Genomic DNA, 19,214 nt, shown 5'->3' on the forward strand with positions numbered 1-19,214 from the left:
ACTAATGGATAATTCTATTTTTTTCAATATTGCCGAAAGACTGTTGCACATGCGCTTATCCCTGATGACGGCCGCGCTGGCGCTGGCCCTGACTGCCTGCGGAGGCGGCGGTGGCGGCTCATCTTCCACGCCGAATCCGGCGCCCACGCCGCCGTCCATTACGCTGGCATCTACCTCGAGCCAGACTTTGTCCGGGGGCAAGCCGGTGGCGCTGAGCGCCACCGTGTCGAGCGGCGATGCCGTGACATGGGAACTGGCAGCGGGAGCACCGGGCAGCCTGTCGGCTACCAGCGGCAACGCCGTCAGTTATGTGCCGCCAGCCAGTGTCACGGCCATTACGCGCGTGGACATCGTGGCCAAGGCAGGCGGCGCCAGCAAGACCGTCAGCGTCACGCTGTATCCGGAACCGGGCGCACCTGGCCTGAGCCACATTGCCGGCAGCCTGGGCGGCCAGGGCTACGTTGACGGCGCCGGCACTGCGGCACGCTTCAATGCCATTGCCGACCTGGCCGCCGACAGTACCGGCAGCCTGTATGTTCTTGAGCAAAGCATGCTGCGCAAAGTCTCGGCCGCTGGCGTGGTCACGACGTTGACCATGAAGGACAGCGGACAGGCAAAGGTCGGCGCCCTCCGCGCCATTGCTGCCGGCAATAATGGCGCAGTCCTGTTCATCGACAGCGTGGGCGCCGATACGTATTATTTGAGGCAATTGGCGGCGGACGGCAGTGTCACCACGCTGCTCCAGCATCCGCTGCTGGCCGGCGCCAAGGCGCTGGTGGCAGGCCCCAACAACACCGTCTATGTCATGCGCGACCGCAGTATCGTGCTGGCGGGTACGGGAACGGCCACCGTGCTGGCAGGCGACGAAAACGACACCAGCTTCTCGCAAGCCGATGGCCAGGGTAGCGTGGCGCGCTTCGCAACCCTGGCCGCGATGGCGCTGGACCGCGATGGCAACCTGTTGGTGGCCCAGGATAAATCCCTGCGTAAAGTCTCGCCGGGCGGCATGGTGACGACTGTCTTGCAGACAGCGACGGGCGGCACGAATAACTCGGAAACGCCGCTCAGCCTCGCGCTGGACGCCGACAATCATCCGCTGGTGCTGGTGCGCGCAGCGTCTCCCAACACCTATGCGGTAAGGCGGCTGAAGCTGACCGGCGCCGTAGATGTCTTGTTTGAAGGGACGTACCTGGGCGAGCAAAGCGACCCGACGGGACAAACCATACCGAAGCAATTGCGCGTTGCCGGTGGCAAGATCCTGCTGGCGCGCCGCGCCGACATCCGCCAGTTGCAGGACAACACTGCGCAACCGTTTGCCGGGCTGTCCCAAGACAGCCTGACCGACATTGACGGTCCTGGCGCCGCGGCCCGGTTCGCCAATCCGGAACTACTGGCAGCCGATGGCGCCGGCAATCTCTACGTGTCCGACTACCCGGACGCGTATCAAGAGGGGCCAATGCTGAACCGGAAGGGCGGCCTGTACCTGCGGAAGATCGCACCGGACCGTACCGTCACGACCCTGCTGGTGCGCAAGGACTTTGGCGAGCCTGGCAGTATCGTGGCGGACCAGGCGGGCAACCTGTATGTCAGCGAATTGGCGCCATGGTCAGGCCGGATCCGGAACCCTGGCGGTGCAGTTTACAAAGTCACGCCAAACGGTACGTTGAGCCTGCTGGCAGGCCAGCCAGTCAACGCCGGCTCCAGCAGCCAGCCGGTGGACGGCCCCGGTGCGGCGGCGCGCTTTATCGCACCGGTACTGGCGGGTGTCGATACCGGCGGTAACCTGTATGTGCGCGATGCCTACCAGGGCGCCAGCGCGATCCGCAAAATCGCGCCGGATGGCACGGTCACGACCATCCCGGCATTGCCCGCCGGTGTAGGCGCGGCGCCGGACGGCTATACCTACACGGCGGACAACGGCGCGATCTATCGCACCACTGCCAGCGGCAACGATGTGGTGGCAGGCGTTCCCGGCCACTTCGGCACCTTGTTGGGCGCACTGCCGGGCGGACTGGCCGCGCCAACCGGCAATGGCTCTCACCAGATGATCACGCCAACCGGTCCGTACAGTTTTGCGGTGATCTCCGGTTCCGCGATCTTGAAGCTGGTCCTCCCGCACTAAGGTAAAATGGCGGGATTTGGCGGCGCCGTGCCCCAGGGCCGGCGCCGCAGCCATTTGTACCCTCTATTATTAGTAGGCTTGACATGCTAGACAATCTGACTCAACGCCTTGCCAAGGTCGTCAAGACCATGCGCGGCGAGGCGCGCCTGACGGAAGCCAACACGGCGGAAATGCTGCGCGAAGTGCGCATGGCGCTGCTGGAGGCCGACGTTGCCTTGCCGGCCGTACGGGAATTCATTGCCAAGGTCAAAGAAAAGGCCATGGGCGAAGAAGTGATTTCGTCGCTGACGCCAGGCCAGGCACTGGTCGGCGTGGTCCAGCGCGAAATGGCTGCCCTGATGGGCGCCGACCTGGGCCCGGAAGCCACCCAGCTGAGCTTTGCCCAGCAACCGCCCGCCATTATCCTGATGGCAGGTTTGCAAGGTGTGGGTAAGACCACCACCGTCGGCAAGCTGGCCAAGTACCTGAAGGAAGAAAAGAAAAAGAAAGTGCTGACGGTATCGGCCGACGTGTACCGTCCTGCTGCAATCGCCCAGCTGAAAACCGTATCCGGCCAGGCTGGCGCAGACTTCTTCCCGTCCACGCCGCAAGACAAGCCGGTTGATATCGCACTGGCCGCGCTGGACTGGGCGAAAAAGCATTACCACGACGTGCTGATCGTCGACACCGCGGGCCGCCTCGGTATCGATGAAGAAATGATGAAAGAGATCGCTGCCGTGCATGGCGCGATCAAGCCGATTGAAACCCTGTTCGTGGTGGATGCGATGCTGGGCCAGGACGCCATCAACACGGCCAAGGCGTTTAACGATGCGCTGCCGCTGACGGGTATCGTGCTGACCAAGCTCGATGGCGACTCGCGCGGCGGTGCGGCGCTGTCCGTACGCCATGTGACGGGCAAGCCGATCAAGTTTGCCGGTGTGTCGGAAAAACTGGACGGCCTGGAAGCGTTTGATCCGGCCCGCATGGCCAACCGTGTGCTGGGCATGGGCGATATCCTGGCGCTGGTGGAAGAAGCGCGCAAAGGCGTCGATGCGAAAGCCGCTGCCGACCTGGCGGCCAAGGTCAAGTCGGGCGGCAAGTTCGACATGAATGACTTCAAGGCGCAGCTGGGCCAGATGAAAAAAATGGGCGGCATGGCCAGCCTGGTGGATAAATTGCCGGCGCAATTCCAGCAAGCGGCAGGCGGCGCCAACATGGACCAGGCGGACAAGCAAGTGCGCCGCATGGTCGGCATTATTGATTCGATGACGCCGGCGGAACGCGCCAAGCCTGAACTGATCAAAGCCACCCGCAAGCGCCGTATTGCAGCGGGCGCCGGTGTACAGGTGCAGGAAGTAAACCGCATGCTGAACCAGTTCGAGCAAATGCAGACCATGATGAAGAAGCTGTCCGGCGGCGGCATGATGAAGATGATGCGCGCCATGAAGGGCATGATGCCGGGGATGCGTTAAGCATCGCCTGCCTCAAGAGAACGGCCCGGCCGCTAAGCGCTGCCGGGCCGTTTTGCATGATGCGGCCTGTGTCTTCGTTCCGTAGGGCGGGCCTCCAGATACCGGTCAGGCGGCGATATCGGCACGCACCGCACGGCGCCGCCTGCGATGCATCCATCCCGCCACGCCAATCACGCCCGCCACGATCACCCCGACCGGCCACGGCACCAGCGCAGGCGCCGCCACCGGCGTCACGGCAGGATCGCGCAACTCGTCCGGAAACGGCCGTGCATCGACCGGCACAATTTTCCAGTCCGCCCGGTCCGGCGGCGTGCGCTGCATGAATTCATCAAACGAAAACACGGGATGCGCTCCCATGACGCGGCTCGATGGAATTTGCGGTATGCGCACCAGCACCAGCGCGTCGACATCGCTTTGCAACTGCTTTTCATAAGCGCTCAGTGCACGGTTCAAGCCCGGACGCGCCCCCACCAGCTGCAGTAAATCGTCGCCCAACGCTTCAAACGCCACGGCTGGATACAAGCGCACCTGTTCTTCCGTCAGGTAGTCGTAAATCTTGCGGCCGCTGGCCAGGCTGCCATCCTTGGCCGCCAGGTACGCATACGCGCCCACGGCTTTCAGCGCACTGGTCGGCCCCCGTTCCGGCACTTGCCAGCCCAGCGCCTTGAACACGTCGACGCTGATGCCCGCGCAATTGGCTTGCGCATGGCGGTAGTTAAAGTCGTGGCGATAAAAATGGTTGAACACGCGCTGCACGCCGCCCTGGTAGGCGACCGCCGTGCGGGCGTTATTCAGCACGGCCACCAGCATGTATGACGGCCGGTAATAACTCTGGCCGCTGTTCACGTCCATCAGGTAGTTATCCATCGGCACCGGCGCGGCAATGGTGCCCTTTTCACTGTACGAATCCAGGTTATAGAAATTATTGACGACCCAGTCCGACCATTCGCCATGCTTGCCCATGCGGCCCGTCGCGATGCCGAAGTGGCCGCCGAACGCTTCGTCATCATCGCCCTGCGCGCCGTTCAGCATGATGCCGATAACGGCTTTGTCTTGCCACTGGCGAGCCTGGCCAGGCTGGCGCTCCCACAGCAAGCGCGTGGCATACGGACTGGATGCGCCACCGCCTTCCGCCTGTACAAAGGAGCGCAGCGTTTCATTGGCCGCCAGCGGCTGCGTGTTCAGCTTCGGCCCATCAATGACGAAATCCTTGGGCCACACGGTGCGGGCAACAAAGGCGCCTTGCTGCCCGGCGTACGTCCCCCGCATGCGCACGGGCCTTTGTGCAAAGAACGCCGTGGTCTTGCTATCCCAGAATGAGCGGTTGCTGGCGATTTTCGGCGTCAGCCGGAAACCCGTCTGCGCGCCATCGACGCTACTCAACGCACCGCCTGAAGGCAGGATGGCGGCATCGTCGAGGATCTGCGGCGCGGCCACCCATACCAGTCCCGGATAATCAAGCTTGCCCGCTTCGGCAGACGCGGACCAGTCACGCACATCACGCACGATGTCGCTGGTGGCGCCATGCGACGACAGCGCTTGCGCGCCTTGCGGCACAGCCAGGGTCTGGTCACGGAAGTACCACAAGCCTTGTTTCAAGGTGGGGCAATCCGTGCAGCGCCCGCTGGTCACGCGGAAATGATCGGCCGGCAGCAGGCCCAGGCGTTCGCCGGACAGCGCATCTTTTAAACCTCCCGGCGCCGCGCCATACGCCGGCAACGCAACCGACAAAGTCAGCGCGCTGAGGGTCAACATTCGATTCATGGCAATTGTCGATAAGTTGCAAATATTACAAGGTACACAATTTATCGCTGCCGCGCTACCGTCACAGCCAAATACCCCTATCACAGCCCTTGAATGCATGGTTTCCACAGTGACGAGCATTTCCGTATCGTTTCCGTGAAAAAACTCGAAAAACACTTGCATACTGAGCAAACCCCCGCCAATATTAGCCGTGCGATTGAATTGCGCAACTATTACAGTGTTCGTTAAGGAGGCTCGAATATGGCAACAGCCAAGAAAACCCCAGCAGCACCAGCAAAGAAAGCGGCGGCGGCCAAGCCTGCAGCCAAGAAAGCGGCACCAGCGGCCAAGCCTGCAGCAAAAGCAGCGCCAGCACGCAAACCTAATGCGGCTTTCATGAAAGAAATGAAGCCGTCGGCAACGCTGGCTCCTGTGGTGGGTGCAAATCCTCTGCCACGCACTGAAGTCACGAAAAAAGTCTGGGACTACATCAAGAAGCACAACCTGCAAGACGCGGCCAACCGCCGCATGATCAATGCGGACGACAAGCTGAAAGCCGTATTTGGCGGCAAAGCCCAAGTGTCGATGTTCGAAATGACCAAGCTGATCTCCGATCACCTGAGCTAAACGCTGCGCGTTGCGCAACGCACGCAAAAAAGCCCCGATGCTGCGAAGCGCGGGGTTTTTTTATTGACGACGGATACGATGAATCGTCATCCCCGCGAACGTGGGGATCCATGCTGAGCGATTACCGCTAGCGGCCCATGGATTGCCGCGGGGAAGCCGAGTCCTGCGCGGGAATGACGAATCTGGCGCTTTACGGCGATGCCGCCAGGCTGACGCCGGCGCCGGGCGTGTGCTTCCACTTGTTCCACGCCGCCAGCACCGCATTCGGGTATTCCGGCTTGCCGCGCGAACCGTTGTAGCGGCCCAGCGCGAGGAACAAATTGCCCTTTTCCATATCGATGTACATGCGCAAGATCGCGCAGCCATAGCGCAAGTTCGTCTGCATGTTGAACAGCTTGCTGCGGTCCGAGTCGCCAATCACGTTGGTCCAGAACGGCATCACTTGCATGTAGCCGCGTGCGCCGACCACCGACACCGCATACTTGCGGTACGCGGATTCCACCTGGATCAGTCCCAGCACCATGCCGGGATCGAGCCCTGCCCGCTTGGCTTCATACCACAGGGTTTCCAGGAATTCCGTGCGCATCTGGTCATCCGGCAGCTTGCGCTGCAGGCGCGCGGATAAATCCGCAAACCACGTCTGGTAACGCTGGCGGTCCAGCACATTGGCAAAGGAAGGCTTGGGAGGCCGCGCATCGAGAATGGCGTTGGACAGCGCCAGCCGCACAGAATCGGCCAGCGCTTCTTCCTGCTGGTTGCCGGCGAAGCCATAGGGCGCCGCCAGCACACCGGTCATCAGGGCCAAGCTGTACCACCAGCGCAGGGGCTGCGCCCAAGGACGGCGCCGGTCGGCGCCAGGCCGCTGATGGTGTCGCCTGTTCACTGCTGCACTTTAGCCTTGATGAAGTTGATAATGTCCGCCACCGGCACGGCAGTCGCCTCGGCATCGCGGCGGCCCTGGTATTCCAGGTTGCCTTCTTTCAGGCCACGCTCGCCGATCACGACGCGGTGCGGCACGCCGATCAATTCCCAGTCCGCGAACATCGCGCCCGGACGCAGGCCACGGTCGTCCACGATCACGTCGATGCCGGCCGCTTCCGCTGCCGCATACAACTTGTCGGTCTCTTCCTTGACCATGTCGCTGCGGTCGTAACCCATTGGGCACAGCACCAGTTCGAACGGCGCCAGTGCGGTCGGCCAGATGATGCCTTTATCGTCGAAGTTCTGCTCGATCGCGGCGCCCAGGATACGGGTCACGCCGATACCGTAGCAACCCATTTGCAGCGGCGCGGATTTGCCCTGCTCGTCCAGGAACGTCGCGTTCATCGATTGCGAATACGCGGTGCCCAGCTGGAAGACGTGGCCCACTTCGATGCCGCGCTCGATGGCCAGCACGCCTTTGCCGTCCGGCGATGCATCGCCTTCCACCACGTTGCGCAAGTCGGCCACGATAGCGGGTTCGGCGACGTCGCGGCCCCAGTTGGCGCCCGTGTAGTGGTAATCCGCTTCATTCGCGCCGGTCACGAAGTCCGACATCAGCGCCACGGTGCGATCCGCTACCACGGTGACAGGCGCCTTCGTGCCGATCGGGCCCAGGTAGCCAGGCACGCAGCCGTAGACTTCCTGGATTTCTTCTTCGGTCGAGAAGCGGTGCTGCGCCAGGCCAGGCACTTTGCCGACCTTGATTTCGTTCAGTTCATGGTCGCCGCGCAGCAGCAGCATGAAGTACTGCTTCTTGCCTTCCTGTTCCACGGTCAGCGCAATGGTTTTCACGGTGCGCGACAAGTCGATCTTCAACAGCTTGGCCACGTCTTCGCACTTCTGCGCTTTCGGAGTCGACGTTTTTTCCAGCGCGGCGGCAGGTGCGGCACGCGTGCCGGTCGCCAGCGCTTCAGCCGCTTCGATATTGGCCGCATAGTCCGACGTTGGGCAATACACCAGTGCATCTTCGCCAGTCGATGCGATCACGTGGAATTCATGCGAACCGGTGCCGCCGATGGCGCCATTGTCCGCCGCCACGGCGCGGAACTTCAGGCCGAAGCGGGTGAAGATCTTGACGTACGCGTCAAACATGATCTGGTAAGACTTTTGCATGCCTTCCAGGTCGCGGTCGAACGAATACGCATCCTTCATCGTGAATTCGCGGCCACGCATCAGGCCGAAACGTGGGCGGCGTTCGTCGCGGAATTTCGTCTGAATGTGGTAAAAATTCAACGGAAGCTGCTTGTAGGATTTAATTTCCGAACGAACAACATCCGTGATGACTTCTTCCGACGTTGGCTGAATGGCAAATTCGCGGCCATGGCGGTCTTTCACGCGCATCAATTCCGGGCCCATCTTGTCCCAGCGGCCCGTTTCCTGCCACAGCTCGGCGGGTTGCACGAGCGGCATCAGCAGCTCAATGGCGCCGGATTTGTTCATCTCTTCGCGGATGATGGCTTCGACCTTGCGGATCACTTTCAAGCCCATCGGCATGTACGTATAGATACCCGAACCGAGGCGCTTGATCATGCCCGCGCGCATCATCAGCTTGTGGCTGACGATTTCAGCATCGGACGGAGCTTCTTTGAGAGTTGAAATAAAAAATCGTGAGGCGCGCATACGTTGAATTCTTTTTCAAAAAGAGAGAGTTATAATCAACCTAATTTTAAAGGATTAGCTGGCTGATGCGTCCAAACTTTATACAAATGCGTTCATTGGATGGCTTGCCGGCCGCTGTCGTACCACGGCGGCGGTGTCGGCGCGCAGGTTTGTGGGCAAAAATATAAGAAGGGCGCGCGGCAGCAGAAAGTTTGAGGTGCACTATGCTCGACCGTGAAGGGTTTCGGCCCAACGTCGGCATCATCCTGCTTAACGCCCATAACGAGGTGTGGTGGGGCAAACGGGTGCGCGAGCATTCGTGGCAATTCCCGCAGGGCGGAATTAAATACGGTGAAACGCCTGAACAGGCAATGTATCGGGAGCTGGAAGAAGAAATAGGATTACGGGCAGAACACGTCAAGATCATCGGACGGACCCGCGACTGGCTGCGCTACGAGGTGCCAGATCACTTTATCAAGCGGGAAATCCGTGGCCATTACCGTGGCCAGAAACAGATCTGGTTCTTGTTGCGCATGTGTGCGCGCGACAATGACGTGAACCTGCGCTTGACCGACCACCCGGAATTCGACGCCTGGCGCTGGCATGAATACTGGGTACCGCTCGATGTGGTGATTGAGTTCAAGCGCGAAGTGTACCAGCGGGCCTTGCAGGAATTGTCCCGCTTCCTGACGTGGCCGCCGCATGGCGAACGGCACCGTCACCACACGTCGCGCTACCTGCGCCAACCGCATGCACGTGGGCAAAATGGCAACAATGCCAACAATGCCAACAAAGGCAATGCGGCCAATGCAGGCACTCAGGCCCTCCCCCCTGCCGCCAATCCTGGGGCTGCGCCGGAACTGGTTTCTGCCACGGGAGAAGCACTGGCGGTCGCGCCCCAGATCATTGTTCCAGGGAAGGAATGATGCTGATGCAAGATTGAAACGGACGCTGCGGCGTCCGTTTTTTCATTCACACTGCCGCATAGTGTGCAGGCAGGCCCTTGGCCGGAACAGGTACAATGGCGGATTGTCTGTATTGTCCCAGCTTATGTTCAACCCATCCCAAAGCGATGTGCGCCGCTTCTTTTGCGACGTATTCCGCAAGCAGCGCGCCCAGGAAATCCTGACGCCGCTGGAAACCATGGCGTCCGACTGGATCCGCCACCACCCTGAATACCATGACGTGCTGGCCAACGTGGAGTCTGCTTTGGCGCGCGACTATGCGGTCGATTCCGGCCAGACCAATCCCTTCCTGCATTTGTCGATGCACTTGTCGATCGATGAACAGATTTCCATCGACCAGCCGCCCGGCATCCGCGCCGCCGCGACAGCGCTGACATTGAAACTCGATTCCGCGCACGAAGCACAGCACCAGATCATGGAGTGCCTGGGCGAGATGATCTGGAATGCGCAGCGCAGCGGGTTGCCGCTGGATGGCGACGCTTATGTGGAGGCGGTCAAGCGCCGCTTGTGATAGCGCCAATTCGTCATTCCCGCGCAGGGCCCGGCGTCCCCGCGGCAATCCATAGGCCGCTGAACAAATCCGCTCAGCATGGATCCCCGCCTGCGCGGGGATGACGAGGCTGCTGCTACTTAACCAAGCTGGAACCCCGCCTTGGACAACGGTAATTCCACCACCCGCTTGCCCGTGGCGGCAAACAACGCGTTAGCCACGGCCGGCGCCAGCGGGCCAACGGCTTCCTCGCCCACACCACCAGGCGCCTCCGTGCTGTCGATCACCGTGACATCGATCGCAGGCGTTTCCGCCAGCGGCAACAAACGGTAATCCGTGAAGTTCGACTGTTCCACGGCGCCTTCCTTCACGGTGATTTCGCCATAAAACGCGGCTGTCAGCGCAAAGATATTGCCGCCTTCAACCTGGCCCCGCACATTACGGGGATTGACTGCCGTGCCGCAGTCAATGACTGTCGTGACTTTATGCAATTTGACGCGCGAGCCGCCATCAACAGACAGCTCCACCACCTGGCCGATATAGCTGCCATTCGCATGCGTAAACGCCATGCCCCGCTTGCGGCCTGCCGGAGCGGGCGTGCGCCAGCCGGACTTGGCTTCCAGCGTATCAAGCAAGCGCAGCTCGCGGCCGCCCGGCTTCACCATCTTGCGGCGGTAATCAAACGGATCGGCTTTGGCCAGCAACGCCAGTTCGTCGATGAATGATTCCGACGCAAAGACATTCTGCGACGATGCCACCGAACGCCAGTAACCCAGCGGCACTCCCGCTTCGATGGTGGTTACCCGCCCCAGCCACGCGGGGATCGTGTAGTACTGCGTCAGCGGCATGCCGATCGGGCTGCGGTCAAACGGTTTGGCGGCAGCCTTGTCCGCACCAAATCGGGAATAATTGAAAATCGAATCGCACGCCCAGTCGACGCGGATGGCCGTCATAGCGCCCGTGCTGTCCGTATGGGCGCGCAGGCGCTGCACAACAGCGGGACGGTGGTAGCCGTGGCGCATGTCTTCTTCGCGGCTCCACAGCAGCTTGACGGGCACACCCGCTTCTTTCGCAATCAGTGCGGCCTGTACGGCAAAATCGGCTTCGATGCGGCGCCCAAAACCGCCGCCGCTCAGCGTGGTATGGATGGTCACGGCTTCCGGTGCAATGCCCAGCGCTTTCGCAACAGATGCCTGCGCCGTCTGTTGCGCCTGCGTGGGCAGCCACAGTTCCGCCTTTCCATCCTTGACGCGGGCCGTGCCATTCATCGGCTCCATCGTCGCATGCGCCAGCAGCGGCGCCGCATACGTGCGGTCCAGCGCCAGGCTGCCTTTGGCGGCTGCCGCATCATAGTCGCCCTGCACTTGCTCGGCTTTCTTGGCGCGGGGGATTATCAGGTCGCCATCCTTTTGCACGGCTTCGCGCAGCATGGCGATGTACGCAGCACTGGTTTGCTTGCTGGCGGAAGACAAATCCCATTCCGGCTTTAATGCATTGACCGCCTGTTGCGCGCGCCAGTAACTGTCCGCCACGACGGCCACCGCGTCGGGCAATTGCACGACTTGTTTGACGCCGCGCCGGGCCAGCGCCGGTTTCGGATCAACGGATTGAAGTTTTCCGCCGAAATGCGGGCACTGCACGATGGCCGCATATAGCATGCCGGGCACCTTGACGTCGATGCCGAAGATGGCGCTGCCATCCGTTTTCGCGGGCAAGTCGAGCCGTGCCACGTCCTTGCCCATATGGCGCCACCGTTCTTTCGGCATCAGCGGCGGATCGGCGGGCACCGGCTGCATGGCGGCTTGCTGCACCAGTTTGGCGTAAGGGAGCTTGCGGCTGCTGGCAGCGTGGAGGACCGCGCCCGCTTGCGTATCGCATTCAGCGGCAGGCACATTCCATTCCGCCGCCGCGGCGGCAACCAGCATGGCGCGCGCCTGCGCGCCCGCCTTGCGCAACTCTTTGTACTGGCGCGCCACGCCGCCGCTGCCATACGTGGCGTACTCGCCCCAGCCCGCGTTGATGAATTGTTTTTCCACCGGCGCCATCTCGACCCGGATGGTTTTCCAGTCCAGGTCCAGCTCATCGGCCAGCATCTGGGCAATGGCGGTACCGGTACCCTGCCCGATTTCACTGGTATTCGACAGGATCGTGACGGCGCCATCCGGCGCAATCCGCACCCAGCCGGGCGCCTGTACTTGGGACGCATCAGCGGCAGCGCCCGGCCCCACGGCCACCAGCAAGCCCCCGGCTGCCAGGGTTTTCAGGAAGTCGCGGCGGCCGCTCATGCTGCATCCTCTGCTTTCATGCCGGCCGCGCGCTTGATGGCGCGGCGCACACGGGGATACGTGCCGCAGCGGCACAAATTCGTCATGGCCGCATCGATTTGCGCATCGGTGGGTTTCGGCGTGGACTTCAACAGGGCGGCGGCAGCCATCAGCATGCCGGACTGGCAGTAGCCACATTGCGGCACCTGTTCCGCGATCCACGCCTGCTGCAGCGCGTGCTTGCGGTCCGGCGACAACGCTTCGATGGTGCGCACTTTGCCTTTCCCCACGGCGCTGACGGGCATCACGCAACTGCGTACGACGTTGCCGTCAATGTGGACAGTGCATGCGCCGCAGGCGCCCGCACCGCAGCCATATTTCGTGCCGGTCAGGCCCAGCGTATCGCGCAACACCCACAACAGCGGCGTCTCTCCCTCGACGTCAGCCTTGTGGGCCGCGCCGTTAATATTTAACTGGTATGTCATGGTCTCCCCCATAAAGGAGGGGCCAGCTTATCACCGGGGTGAAGAACAATTGAATTAAGGCATGCTTAAATAGCAAAAAGCCCGCATGGGAGCGGGCTTCTTGCAACAGGCAGGGAAGCGGCAATCAGCGCTTCAATACCAGCGTGCCTGGCAGGCTATGCAGGTAGGCTGCGATATCCTTGATGTCCTGGCCGGACAGGTTTTGCGCCTGCGCGCCCATGATGGCGTTGGCGCGGCCATTGGCCTTGTCGCCACGCTTGTAAGCAGTCAGCGCGTGCGCCAGGTAATCCTGGTGCTGGCCGGCCAGCTTCGGATAGCTTGGGTCGATCGGGGAGTTGTAATCCTTGCCGTGGCAAGCAGCGCAATTGGCTTTTTCAGCCAGGGCTTTGCCGTTGTCGATATTGCCGCCAGCGGACGCTGCGAATGGCAGAACGGCGCAGGCCAGGGCGATGATGATTTTTTTCATGTGAAGTGGCCTCATTTCTGCGCGGTTTTGGATTGCTGCGAATAGTACGCAGCGATGTCGGCGATGTCCTGGTCGGACAGGCTGACCGCGATGCCCTTCATCGATGGGTGCTTGCGTTCACCTTTCTGGTATGCCTTCAACGCATTCTCGATGTACTTCGCCGATTGGCCGCCAATCATCGGAACCTGGAACACTTCAGGGAACGTAGCTTTGTAGCCTGGAATGGCATGGCAACCGACACACATTTCGATCTTGGCTGGAGCAGCCTTAGGGTCTCCTACCACGTCGGCCGCTGCGGCTACGTTGGCGAGGCCCGCGAGCACGAGAACTGCGTAGATTTTTTTCATAGTGAGGACTAGGTTAACGTCAGTAAATAAAAGCACTGCAGGCACAACAATTAATACTGCCACAGCATAAAAGTTGACTTTTACGCTAATAATCATCGATTCTAACCTAATAAAATGCCACCAGTCCACATCATCAGGACGCAGTGTGGTATAGCGTTCTGGCATATACTCGAGGGATTATTTTCCCTTACGAGAGCAGTTGAATATGCATGCGAACCAAGGCCAGTCGCCCCGTTTCCAGGGTTCCGACAATTACGTTGCCACCAATGACCTGAAGCTGGCCGTTAATGCCGCGCTGACTTTACAGCGTCCGTTGCTGATCAAAGGCGAACCGGGTACCGGTAAAACCATGCTGGCAGAAGAAGTGGCCGCCGCGCTGGACATGCCGCTGATGCAGTGGCACATCAAATCCACCACCAAGGCCCAGCAAGGGCTGTATGAATATGACGCCGTGTCGCGCCTGCGCGATTCCCAGCTGGGCGATGAGCGCGTGCGCGACATCCATAACTACATCGTCAAGGGCGTGCTGTGGCAAGCGTTCACGGCGCCGGAACCGGTGGTGCTGCTGATCGATGAAATCGACAAGGCCGACATTGAATTCCCGAACGACTTGCTGCGTGAGCTGGACCGCATGGAATTCTATGTATACGAGACGCGTGAAATGGTGCAGGCCAAGCACCGCCCGCTAGTCATCATCACGTCCAACAATGAAAAGGAATTGCCGGACGCGTTCCTGCGCCGCTGCTTCTTCCACTATATTAAATTCCCGGACAAAGACACGATGGAAGCCATCGTCAAAGTCCACTACCCGAATTTGAAGCAGGAATTGCTGGCGCAGGCGCTGCAAACCTTCTATGAAGTACGCGACGTGCCGGGCCTGAAGAAAAAGCCATCGACGTCGGAATTCCTCGACTGGCTGAAATTGCTGCTGGCCGAAGATATCCCGGCTGAAGCGCTGCGCAGCAAAGATCAAAAAGCCATCGTGCCGCCGCTGCATGGCGCGCTGCTGAAAAACGAACAGGACGTGCACCTGTTCGAGCGCCTGGTATTCATGAACCGGAACAGCCGCTGATGACTGAGTTAGGAACGCAGTTAGAGAACTGCAGGCTGGAGCTGAACGGCGTGCGGCTGGAGCCATTGGGGCCGCAGCACGCCGACGGCTTGCGCGCTGCCGCGGCCGATGGCGAATTGTGGAAGCTGCGCATCACGTCCGTGCCGGAACCGCAGGACACCGACGCCTACATCCAGACGGCGCTGGACATGCGTCCGGGCCGCTTCGCGTTTGCCGTCATCGATACGCTCAGCAATACCGTGATCGGCACCACCAGCTACCACGACATTGTGCCCGCGATCAACCGCGTGGAAATCGGCTACACGTGGTATGCGCGCAGCCGCCAGCGCACGTCTGTCAACACGACGTGCAAGCTGCTCTTGCTGTCGTATGCATTTGAAACGCTGGGCTGCGCCGTCGTGGGCTTCCGGACGGATAACTTCAATTTCACGTCGCAGGCCGCCATCGAGCGCCTCGGCGCCAGGAAAGACGGCGTGCTGCGCCACCACGCGCAGCGCCGCGACGGCACCGTGCGCGACACCGTCATGTACAGCATCATGCAGGGCGAATGGCCTGAAGTGAAAGCGCAATTGCGCTACCGGTTGCAGCGAGGCTAATCATGCTGATTGATTTTTTCTTCACGCTCAAGGAAGCGAAAATCCCCGTCTCCATCAAGGAATTCCTCACCTTGCTGGAAGCGATGGAAAAGAACGTCATCGATACGTCGCTGGACGATTTCTATTACCTGGCCCGCCTCACCTTGGTCAAGGATGAAGCGCACTTCGACAAGTTCGACCGCGCGTTTGCCCAATACTTCAAAGGCGTCAATGGCGCCTTCGATACCAATGCGGGCATTCCGCTGGACTGGCTGCTGCAGCGCATGAAGCGGGAACTGACGCCGGAACAAATCGCGGCGCTGGAAAAATTCGGCTACGACAAGCTGATGGACCGCCTCAACGAATTGCTGAAGGAGCAAAAGGAACGCCACGAAGGCGGCAGCAAGTGGATTGGCACGGGCGGCACGTCGCCGTTTGGCAATGGCGGCACCAATCCGGAAGGCGTGCGCATAGGCGGCAAGGGCGGCAACCGCACTGCCGTCAAAGTGTGGGAACAGCGCGCGTACAAGGATTACGACGGCGACCGTGAACTGGGCACGCGCAACATCAAGGTGGCGCTGCGCCGCCTGCGCAAGTTTGCCCGCGAAGGCCACGAAGAAGAACTGGCGCTGGACCAGACCATCCGCGCCACCGCGAACAATGCAGGCTTCCTCGACATCAAGATGCAGCCCGAGCGCAAGAACAACATCAAGGTGCTGATGCTGCTGGACGTGGGCGGCACGATGGATGACCACATCGAGCGCACGGAAGAATTGTTCTCGGCCTCGAAGACGGAATTCAAGAACATGGAGTTCTTCTATTTCCATAACTGCGTCTACGATTACCTGTGGAAGAACAACCGCCGCCGCAATGCGGAGCGCTTTTCCACGTGGGACGTGCTGCGCAAGTACACGCCGGACACCAAGCTGATTTTCGTCGGCGACGCCACCATGAGTCCCTATGAAATCCTGCAGCCGGGCGGCTCCGTCGAGTACAACAACGAAGAAGCGGGCGCCGAGTGGATCGCGCGGTTTACCAATGCGTTCCCGAAGTTCATCTGGCTCAATCCCGAACCGGAAGGTTTGTGGCAGTACCGCCAATCCGTCAACATCATCCGGCAATTGATGAATAACCGCATGTTCCCCATCACCATCGAGGGGCTGGAGCGGGCGATGCGGACGCTGAGCAAATAAGTTAGCAGATGCCTCGTCATTCCCGCGCATGCGGGATTGACGAGGCATGGGGTATTGCCAAATTTTTTTGTAAGAAATCCCCAAAGGCGATGACTACCTGTTCAAGTACAGCTCATCCCGCCACGCCATGACCGCACGCCCCCCGCCGTTGAACGACGCCAGCGCCAGCCAGAACAACCGCTACAGGCAAGCCATTGCCGGCTTTGGCCCGGACATCGCCCGCTTCGCCATGGGCTATGAGCGCGATGCCGCCAAGCGGCAGGAGCTGGTGCAGGAAATCCACGTCGCGCTGTGGCAAAGCTTTGCCAATTACAAGGAACAGTGTTCACTGCGCACGTGGGTGTACCGGGTTGCGCACAACGTCGGCGCCACGCATATCCAGCGCACGTTCCGTATGGCTGACCGTATCAGCCTGGACCTCGACGAAGCAGAACAGGTCGCGGATGAACGCGACGGCATTGCAGACGTTGAGCGGCGCATGGATCTGGAACGGCTGCTGGCCCTGATCCATCAGTTGGCGCCACTGGACCGCGAAGTCATGCTGCTGTATCTGGAAGACCTGGATGCCGCTTCCATCGGCGACGTGACAGGCATTTCCGCGCGCAATGTCGCCACCAAGATCCACCGCATCAAGGCGCTGCTGGCCCGCCAGCTGGGAACGAAAGATTAATCATGAACGAAGACGATATCAAGAATCTGTGGCGCTCTGCGCCGGCCGCCGGCAGCGTGACGCCATTGCAGGAAGCGGACCTGGCCAAACGCGCACGCCGCTTTCAACGCCGCATCGCGTTCCGCAACTTCACCGAATATGCGGCAGCGTTGCTGGTGTGCGCGGGCTTTGTCTTCTATCTGTGGGAATTTCCAGATCCGCTGATGCGCGCGGGCAGCCTGCTATCGATTTTCGGCACGCTGGTCGTCGTGTGGCAGTTGCACCGGCGCGCGTCCAGCCGCCCGATGCCGGGCGAGGAATCCGCCCTGCCCAGCCGCGACTTCCACCGCGCAGAACTGGTGCGCCAGCGCGATGCGCTGCGCTCCGTGTGGCTGTGGTATGTGGGGCCGCTGGTGCCAGGCATGGTGGTGTTCCGCATGGGCGTCAATGCCAATCCAGATCCCTCACTGCCGTTTGCCCGGGGCTGGGCGGCTGAAGGCTTCATTGCCTGCGTGATCCTGGGCGTGATTTTGCTGAACCTGTATGGCGCCCACAAGCTGCAGCGCCAGATCGACCAGCTCGATCAAATCGACTCGTAACTTTTCACTTCACCTGGAGGTTGTATGAAACGTTTCCCCCTTGTGGCGGGACGGACGGCGCTCGCCTGCGCCCTCGCCGCATCCGTTGTTACCGCCGTCGCCGCGCCCGCACTGGATGACAACGCCCGGCGACTCGCCACGCAACGCACCGGCAATGGCTCAGTCGCCAGTATTGTCATCGGCATCGTGGAACAGGGCAGCGAGCCTGCCGTGTATGGTTTCGGCTCAGTTGCCGGCCGCCTCCCCGATGGCGACACGGTGTACGAAATCGGCTCCATTACGAAAACTTTTACGGCGTTGCTGCTGGCGCAGCAAGCCGCCAGCGGTGTATTGAAGCTGGATGACCCGGTGCAGCTCCTGCTGCCGGATTACACGATCCCCGCGTGGCAAGGCCAGGCCATCACGTTGCGCGACCTGGCTACGCAAACATCCGGCCTGCCCCGCTTACCGACCGGCTTTACGCCGCCCGATATGGCGAATCCCTATGCGGCCTATGGTCCCGCCGACCTGCAAGCCTTCCTGCGCGGCCACCGGTTGGCGCGCAAGCCAGGCGCCTCGTATGAATATTCGAATCTGGGCTTTGGTTTGCTGGGTGTGGCGCTGTCAGCCCATGCGGGAAAATCGTATGAATCGCTGGTACGCGACCACATTACCGGGCCGCTCGGGATGCCATCAACGGGCGTAGCCCTGACGCCAGCCATGCGCGCCCGGCTGGCGCCCGGCCACGACAGTGCGGGCAAGCCTGCCGGCAACTGGGATTTCGATACGATGGCGGGCGCCGGCGCGATACGTTCGACGGCTTCGGACATGCTGCGCTACCTGAAGATGTTGATGCCCGCTGCAGTTGGCTCCCCGTACGCACTGGCTGTTCAGCGCCAGCGCCCTGCCATGCCGGGTACCGATATCGCGCTGGCCTGGCATTTGAGCGAGTTGCGGGGCACGCGCATAATCTGGCACAACGGCATGACGGGCGGCTACGCGTCGTATGCCGGCGTGACAGCCGATGGCAAGCGGGGCGTCGTGGTGCTGGCCAATACATCCTTCCCCATCGATGATATTGCGCATGCGGCGCTGGTGTCTGGCGCGAGGGCCGTTGCGACGGTGGCGCTGGCGCCGGATGTACTAGCCAGTTACACCGGCAAATATCAGCTGGCGCCGGGCTTCGTGCTGTCGATACAGCCGCTGCGCCAGGGCTTGCAAGTGCAGGCAAAGGGGCAGCCGCCATTTGATGCGGAGGCAACGGCGCGTGATGAATTTGTTGTTGCCGCAGTTGAGGCACAGCTTGTTTTCAAGCGCAATGCGGCAGGCAGTGTGGAAAGTGTGGTGCTGCGCCAGCATGGGCAAGAGATGCCGGGTAAGCGGATCGAGTGACTGGCTTGGGCGAGGCGGAAGCTATGTCCCAAAAGCCGGAATTAATAACGGCTACTATCGGATACTAAAACGTACGGGATCGTGATACCGCATGCTATTTTCCAGTCTGTGTTACGGTTATTGCATTCTCCACAACAGGCTTCCAATGATCTCGTCCCAGTACATCAGCCGCATTACGTTACGCAGGGATAAGGTCGATTCATTCGACCGACATC

At 60.9% G+C, this 19,214-nt stretch carries 18 protein-coding genes; 11 read left to right on the plus strand and 7 right to left on the minus strand.

Translation table 11 applies throughout. From position 1 onward, the window contains the following. Window positions 1-49: 49 nt before the first annotated feature. Window positions 50-2,122 (plus strand): NHL repeat-containing protein, encoded by a 2,073-nt coding sequence (locus GM668_RS31545; protein ID WP_155437344.1) that lies wholly within the window; start codon window positions 50-52, stop codon window positions 2,120-2,122. 83 nt (window positions 2,123-2,205) lie between these two features. Beyond that, entirely contained in the window at window positions 2,206-3,573 is a 1,368-nt protein-coding gene (ffh, locus tag GM668_RS02610; RefSeq protein WP_155437345.1) for a signal recognition particle protein, read from the plus strand. Between the two features lie 105 nt (window positions 3,574-3,678). Here ffh and GM668_RS02615 read toward each other — a convergent pair whose 3' ends face one another. After that, window positions 3,679-5,328 (minus strand): hypothetical protein, encoded by a 1,650-nt coding sequence (locus tag GM668_RS02615; RefSeq protein WP_155437346.1) that lies wholly within the window; start codon window positions 5,326-5,328, stop codon window positions 3,679-3,681. Between the two features lie 249 nt (window positions 5,329-5,577). On the opposite strand from GM668_RS02615, the gene GM668_RS02620 reads away from it, so the two are divergent. Next, window positions 5,578-5,943 (plus strand): SWIB/MDM2 domain-containing protein, encoded by a 366-nt coding sequence (locus GM668_RS02620; protein WP_154378272.1) that lies wholly within the window; start codon window positions 5,578-5,580, stop codon window positions 5,941-5,943. 190 nt (window positions 5,944-6,133) lie between these two features. Here GM668_RS02620 and GM668_RS02625 read toward each other — a convergent pair whose 3' ends face one another. Both GM668_RS02625 and GM668_RS02630 read right to left on the minus strand, forming a co-directional pair. Further along, a complete protein-coding gene (locus GM668_RS02625) occupies window positions 6,134-6,739 on the minus strand; it encodes a lytic transglycosylase domain-containing protein (protein WP_155437762.1) in 606 nt (201 codons plus the stop codon). An 83-nt stretch (window positions 6,740-6,822) separates the two neighbouring features. Beyond that, window positions 6,823-8,544: a proline--tRNA ligase gene (locus GM668_RS02630; RefSeq protein WP_155437347.1), complete on the minus strand. Its 1,722-nt coding sequence runs from the start codon at window positions 8,542-8,544 to the stop codon at window positions 6,823-6,825. A gap of 203 nt (window positions 8,545-8,747) precedes the next feature. On the opposite strand from GM668_RS02630, the gene GM668_RS02635 reads away from it, so the two are divergent. Further along, window positions 8,748-9,449: an RNA pyrophosphohydrolase gene (locus GM668_RS02635; protein ID WP_155437348.1), complete on the plus strand. Its 702-nt coding sequence runs from the start codon at window positions 8,748-8,750 to the stop codon at window positions 9,447-9,449. A 124-nt stretch (window positions 9,450-9,573) separates the two neighbouring features. Continuing rightward, window positions 9,574-9,999: a DUF1841 family protein gene (locus tag GM668_RS02640; protein WP_155437349.1), complete on the plus strand. Its 426-nt coding sequence runs from the start codon at window positions 9,574-9,576 to the stop codon at window positions 9,997-9,999. A 119-nt stretch (window positions 10,000-10,118) separates the two neighbouring features. Here GM668_RS02640 and GM668_RS02645 read toward each other — a convergent pair whose 3' ends face one another. The 4 genes from GM668_RS02645 to GM668_RS02660 form a co-directional block, all read right to left on the minus strand. After that, complete coding sequence (locus GM668_RS02645; protein ID WP_155437350.1) at window positions 10,119-12,263, minus strand: xanthine dehydrogenase family protein molybdopterin-binding subunit; 2,145 nt, start codon at window positions 12,261-12,263, stop codon at window positions 10,119-10,121. Then, window positions 12,260-12,727: a (2Fe-2S)-binding protein gene (locus GM668_RS02650; RefSeq protein ID WP_155437351.1), complete on the minus strand. Its 468-nt coding sequence runs from the start codon at window positions 12,725-12,727 to the stop codon at window positions 12,260-12,262. Before GM668_RS02650 ends, GM668_RS02645 begins: the two co-directional genes overlap by 4 nt. 124 nt (window positions 12,728-12,851) lie before the next feature. Continuing rightward, window positions 12,852-13,193, minus strand: coding sequence for a c-type cytochrome (locus tag GM668_RS02655; RefSeq protein WP_155437352.1), 342 nt, complete (start codon window positions 13,191-13,193; stop codon window positions 12,852-12,854). Between the two features lie 11 nt (window positions 13,194-13,204). Further along, window positions 13,205-13,540, minus strand: a complete 336-nt coding sequence (locus GM668_RS02660) for a c-type cytochrome (RefSeq protein WP_155437763.1) — start codon at window positions 13,538-13,540, stop codon at window positions 13,205-13,207. Between the two features lie 205 nt (window positions 13,541-13,745). On the opposite strand from GM668_RS02660, the gene GM668_RS02665 reads away from it, so the two are divergent. The 6 genes from GM668_RS02665 (at window position 13,746) to GM668_RS02690 (ending at window position 18,999) form a co-directional block, all read left to right on the plus strand. Then, on the plus strand, window positions 13,746-14,612 hold the full coding sequence (locus GM668_RS02665; RefSeq protein WP_155437353.1) for an AAA family ATPase: 867 nt from the start codon (window positions 13,746-13,748) through the stop codon (window positions 14,610-14,612). Next, window positions 14,612-15,208: a GNAT family N-acetyltransferase gene (locus GM668_RS02670; protein ID WP_155437354.1), complete on the plus strand. Its 597-nt coding sequence runs from the start codon at window positions 14,612-14,614 to the stop codon at window positions 15,206-15,208. The genes GM668_RS02665 and GM668_RS02670 overlap by 1 nt, the downstream gene beginning before the upstream one ends. 2 nt (window positions 15,209-15,210) lie before the next feature. Beyond that, window positions 15,211-16,380, plus strand: a complete 1,170-nt coding sequence (locus GM668_RS02675) for a vWA domain-containing protein (protein ID WP_155437355.1) — start codon at window positions 15,211-15,213, stop codon at window positions 16,378-16,380. A 127-nt stretch (window positions 16,381-16,507) separates the two neighbouring features. After that, complete coding sequence (locus GM668_RS02680) at window positions 16,508-17,050, plus strand: RNA polymerase sigma factor (RefSeq protein WP_155437356.1); 543 nt, start codon at window positions 16,508-16,510, stop codon at window positions 17,048-17,050. Window positions 17,051-17,052: 2 nt separating this feature from the next. Further along, on the plus strand, window positions 17,053-17,628 hold the full coding sequence (locus GM668_RS02685) for a hypothetical protein (protein ID WP_155437357.1): 576 nt from the start codon (window positions 17,053-17,055) through the stop codon (window positions 17,626-17,628). A 24-nt stretch (window positions 17,629-17,652) separates the two neighbouring features. Beyond that, window positions 17,653-18,999: a serine hydrolase domain-containing protein gene (locus tag GM668_RS02690; RefSeq protein ID WP_155437358.1), complete on the plus strand. Its 1,347-nt coding sequence runs from the start codon at window positions 17,653-17,655 to the stop codon at window positions 18,997-18,999. Window positions 19,000-19,214: the final 215 nt, after the last annotated feature.

The sequence above is a fragment of the Pseudoduganella ginsengisoli genome (assembly GCF_009720865.1).
GTDB classification, from domain to species: Bacteria; Pseudomonadota; Gammaproteobacteria; order Burkholderiales; family Burkholderiaceae_D; genus Rugamonas; species Rugamonas ginsengisoli.

What these genes read in the sequence shown, in the direction of transcription:
- GM668_RS31545 (WP_155437344.1), top strand. Translation starts at nt 50, where the DNA reads ATGCGCTTATCCCTGATGACGGCCGCGCTGGCGCTGGCCCTGACTGCC.
- ffh (WP_155437345.1), top strand. Translation starts at nt 2,206, where the DNA reads ATGCTAGACAATCTGACTCAACGCCTTGCCAAGGTCGTCAAGACCATG.
- GM668_RS02615 (WP_155437346.1), bottom strand. Translation starts at nt 5,328, where the DNA reads ATGTTGACCCTCAGCGCGCTGACTTTGTCGGTTGCGTTGCCGGCGTAT.
- GM668_RS02620 (WP_154378272.1), top strand. Translation starts at nt 5,578, where the DNA reads ATGGCAACAGCCAAGAAAACCCCAGCAGCACCAGCAAAGAAAGCGGCG.
- GM668_RS02625 (WP_155437762.1), bottom strand. Translation starts at nt 6,739, where the DNA reads ATGACCGGTGTGCTGGCGGCGCCCTATGGCTTCGCCGGCAACCAGCAG.
- GM668_RS02630 (WP_155437347.1), bottom strand. Translation starts at nt 8,544, where the DNA reads ATGCGCGCCTCACGATTTTTTATTTCAACTCTCAAAGAAGCTCCGTCC.
- GM668_RS02635 (WP_155437348.1), top strand. Translation starts at nt 8,748, where the DNA reads ATGCTCGACCGTGAAGGGTTTCGGCCCAACGTCGGCATCATCCTGCTT.
- GM668_RS02640 (WP_155437349.1), top strand. Translation starts at nt 9,574, where the DNA reads ATGTTCAACCCATCCCAAAGCGATGTGCGCCGCTTCTTTTGCGACGTA.
- GM668_RS02645 (WP_155437350.1), bottom strand. Translation starts at nt 12,263, where the DNA reads ATGAGCGGCCGCCGCGACTTCCTGAAAACCCTGGCAGCCGGGGGCTTG.
- GM668_RS02650 (WP_155437351.1), bottom strand. Translation starts at nt 12,727, where the DNA reads ATGACATACCAGTTAAATATTAACGGCGCGGCCCACAAGGCTGACGTC.
- GM668_RS02655 (WP_155437352.1), bottom strand. Translation starts at nt 13,193, where the DNA reads ATGAAAAAAATCATCATCGCCCTGGCCTGCGCCGTTCTGCCATTCGCA.
- GM668_RS02660 (WP_155437763.1), bottom strand. Translation starts at nt 13,540, where the DNA reads ATGAAAAAAATCTACGCAGTTCTCGTGCTCGCGGGCCTCGCCAACGTA.
- GM668_RS02665 (WP_155437353.1), top strand. Translation starts at nt 13,746, where the DNA reads ATGCATGCGAACCAAGGCCAGTCGCCCCGTTTCCAGGGTTCCGACAAT.
- GM668_RS02670 (WP_155437354.1), top strand. Translation starts at nt 14,612, where the DNA reads ATGACTGAGTTAGGAACGCAGTTAGAGAACTGCAGGCTGGAGCTGAAC.
- GM668_RS02675 (WP_155437355.1), top strand. Translation starts at nt 15,211, where the DNA reads ATGCTGATTGATTTTTTCTTCACGCTCAAGGAAGCGAAAATCCCCGTC.
- GM668_RS02680 (WP_155437356.1), top strand. Translation starts at nt 16,508, where the DNA reads ATGACCGCACGCCCCCCGCCGTTGAACGACGCCAGCGCCAGCCAGAAC.
- GM668_RS02685 (WP_155437357.1), top strand. Translation starts at nt 17,053, where the DNA reads ATGAACGAAGACGATATCAAGAATCTGTGGCGCTCTGCGCCGGCCGCC.
- GM668_RS02690 (WP_155437358.1), top strand. Translation starts at nt 17,653, where the DNA reads ATGAAACGTTTCCCCCTTGTGGCGGGACGGACGGCGCTCGCCTGCGCC.